Origin of the sequence: Microbispora cellulosiformans (assembly GCF_008728085.1) — a bacterium.
GTDB classification, from domain to species: Bacteria; Actinomycetota; Actinomycetes; order Streptosporangiales; family Streptosporangiaceae; genus Microbispora; species Microbispora amethystogenes.
In genome coordinates this window covers 1-2,895 of record NZ_VYTZ01000037.1, presented here as the reverse complement: position 1 = coordinate 2,895, position 2,895 = coordinate 1, and the positions used below count along the sequence as shown (strand labels likewise).

Genomic DNA, 2,895 nt, shown 5'->3' with positions numbered 1-2,895 from the left:
GGGGGCCATCCCGACCGGGATGGCCCCCCTCAAAAAATTGTCCGGCGGCGTCCTACTCTCCCACACCGTCCCCGGTGCAGTACCATCGGCGCTGGCGGGCTTAACTTCCGGGTTCGGAATGTAACCGGGTGTTTCCCCACCGCTATAACCGCCGTAACCCCATGAAACACACAACCACCCACACCCCTACAGGTGCGTACCGGTTGCTGTCTCTGAGATCACATAGTGAACGCGAGCATAATATGGTCAAGTCCTCGGCCTATTAGTACCGGTCAGCTCCACGCATTACTACGCTTCCACTTCCGGCCTATCAACCCCATCGTCTATAGGGAGCCTTACCCACTCTCGTGGTGGGAGACCTCATCTTGAGGCGAGCTTCCCGCTTAGATGCTTTCAGCGGTTATCCCTACCGAACGTAGCCAACCAGCCGTGCTCCTGGCGGAACAACTGGCACACCAGAGGTTCGTCCGTCCCGGTCCTCTCGTACTAGGGACAGCCCCTCGCAAGTCTCCTGCGCGCGCAGCGGATAGGGACCGAACTGTCTCGCGACGTTCTAAACCCAGCTCGCGTACCGCTTTAATGGGCGAACAGCCCAACCCTTGGGACCTACTCCAGCCCCAGGATGCGACGAGCCGACATCGAGGTGCCAAACCATCCCGTCGATATGGACTCTTGGGGAAGATCAGCCTGTTATCCCCGGGGTACCTTTTAGCCGTTGAGCGACACCGCTTCCACACGCCGATGCCGGATCACTAGTCCCAGCTTTCGCTCCTGCTCGACCCGTCAGTCTCACAGTCAAGCTCCCTTGTGCACTTACACTCGACACCTGATTGCCAACCAGGCTGAGGGAACCTTTGGGCGCCTCCGTTACCTTTTAGGAGGCAACCGCCCCAGTTAAACTACCCACCAGACACTGTCCCCCACCCGGATACACGGGCGCGGGTTAGACGTCCAAAACGACCAGAGTGGTATTTCACCAATGACTCCACGATAACTAGCGTTACCGCTTCCCAGTCTCCCACCTATCCTACACAAGACGCTCCAAACGCCAATGTCAAGCTGTAGTGAAGGTCCCGGGGTCTTTCCGTCCTGCTGCGCGAAACGAGCATCTTTACTCGTACTGCAATTTCACCGGGCCTGTGGTTGAGACAGCGGGGAAGTCGTTACGCCATTCGTGCAGGTCGGAACTTACCCGACAAGGAATTTCGCTACCTTAGGATGGTTATAGTTACCACCGCCGTTTACCGGCGCTTAAGTTCTCACCTTCGCCGACACAAGGTCGGCTAAGCGGTCCCCTTAACGTTCCGGCACCGGGCAGGCGTCAGTCCGTATACATCGTCTTACGACTTCGCACGGACCTGTGTTTTTAGTAAACAGTCGCTTCCCCCTGGCCACTGCGACCCCCACCAGCTCAAGAAGCAAGTTCCATCACCAGTAAAGGTCCCCCTTCTCCCGAAGTTACGGGGGCAATTTGCCGAGTTCCTTAACCACAGTTCACCCGACCGCCTTGGTATTCTCTACCTGACCACCTGAGTCGGTTTAGGGTACGGGCCGCTACGACACTCACTAGAGGCTTTTCTCGGCAGCATAGGATCACCCACTTCGCCACAATCGGCTCGGCATCACACCTCAGGATATGTGAGAGACGGATTTACCTATCTCTCTCCCTACATGCTTACCCCGGGACAACCACCGCCCGGGCTGGGCTACCTTCCTGCGTCACCCCATCGCTTACCTACTACCAGATCAGGCCAGGCGTTCAGCCTCACCCCAGACCCGAAGGCCCGGAGGGCTTAAGGACCCTTAGTATCCCCGGATTCGATATGGGCGCATCACAGCGGGTACGGGAATATCAACCCGTTGTCCATCGACTACGCCTGTCGGCCTCGCCTTAGGTCCCGACTTACCCTGGGCGGACGAACCTGCCCCAGGAACCCTTGGTCATTCGGCGCAGAAGATTCTCACTTCTGACTCGCTACTCATGCCTGCATTCTCACTCGTACGACCTCCACCACACGATCACTCGGCAGCTTCACCGGCTCGCACGACGCTCCCCTACCCACCACCAGCAAGCTGGTAGTGCCACGACTTCGGCGGTGTACTTGAGCCCCGCTACATTGTCGGCGCAGAATCACTTGACCAGTGAGCTATTACGCACTCTTTCAAGGGTGGCTGCTTCTAAGCCAACCTCCTGGTTGTCACTGCGACTCCACATCCTTTCCCACTTAGCACACGCTTAGGGGCCTTAGTCGGTGATCTGGGCTGTTTCCCTCTCGACCACGGAGCTTATCCCCCGCAGTCTCACTGCCACGCTCCACTTACCGGCATTCGAAGTTTGGCTGACGTCAGTAACCTTGTCGGGCCCATCAGCCAACCAGAGCCCTACCTCCGGCAAGCACCACGCAACGCTGCACCTAAATGCATTTCGGGGAGAACCAGCTATCACGGAGTTTGATTGGCCTTTCACCCCTACACACAGGTCATCCCCCAGGTTTTCAACCCTGGTGGGTTCGGTCCTCCACGCGGTCTTACCCGCGCTTCAACCTGCCCATGCGTAGATCACTCCGCTTCGGGTCTACAGCATGCGACTCCAGCGCCCTATTCAGACTCGCTTTCGCTACGGCTCCCCCACACGGGTTAACCTCGCCACACACCATAACTCGCAGGCTCATTCTTCAAAAGGCACGCAGTCACATCACAGACAAGCAAGCTTGCCTACGCTCCTACGGCTTGTAGGCACACGGTTTCAGGTACTATTTCACGACCCCTCACCGGGGCGCTTTTCACCTTTCCCTCACGGTACTTGTTCACTATCGGTCACCAGGAAGTATTTAGGCTTACCAGGTGGTCCTGGCAGATTCACACAGGATTTCTCGGGCCCCGTGCTACTCGGGA

The 2,895-nt window shown here is 57.6% G+C and carries 2 rRNA genes; both read right to left on the bottom strand.

The features are described 5' to 3' along the window. Nucleotides 1–39: 39 nt before the first annotated feature. Nucleotides 40–156, bottom strand: a 5S ribosomal RNA gene (gene rrf, locus F5972_RS36680). Between the two features lie 86 nt (nt 157–242). After that, nucleotides 243–2,895 (bottom strand): 23S ribosomal RNA (locus tag F5972_RS36675); the annotation flags it as partial.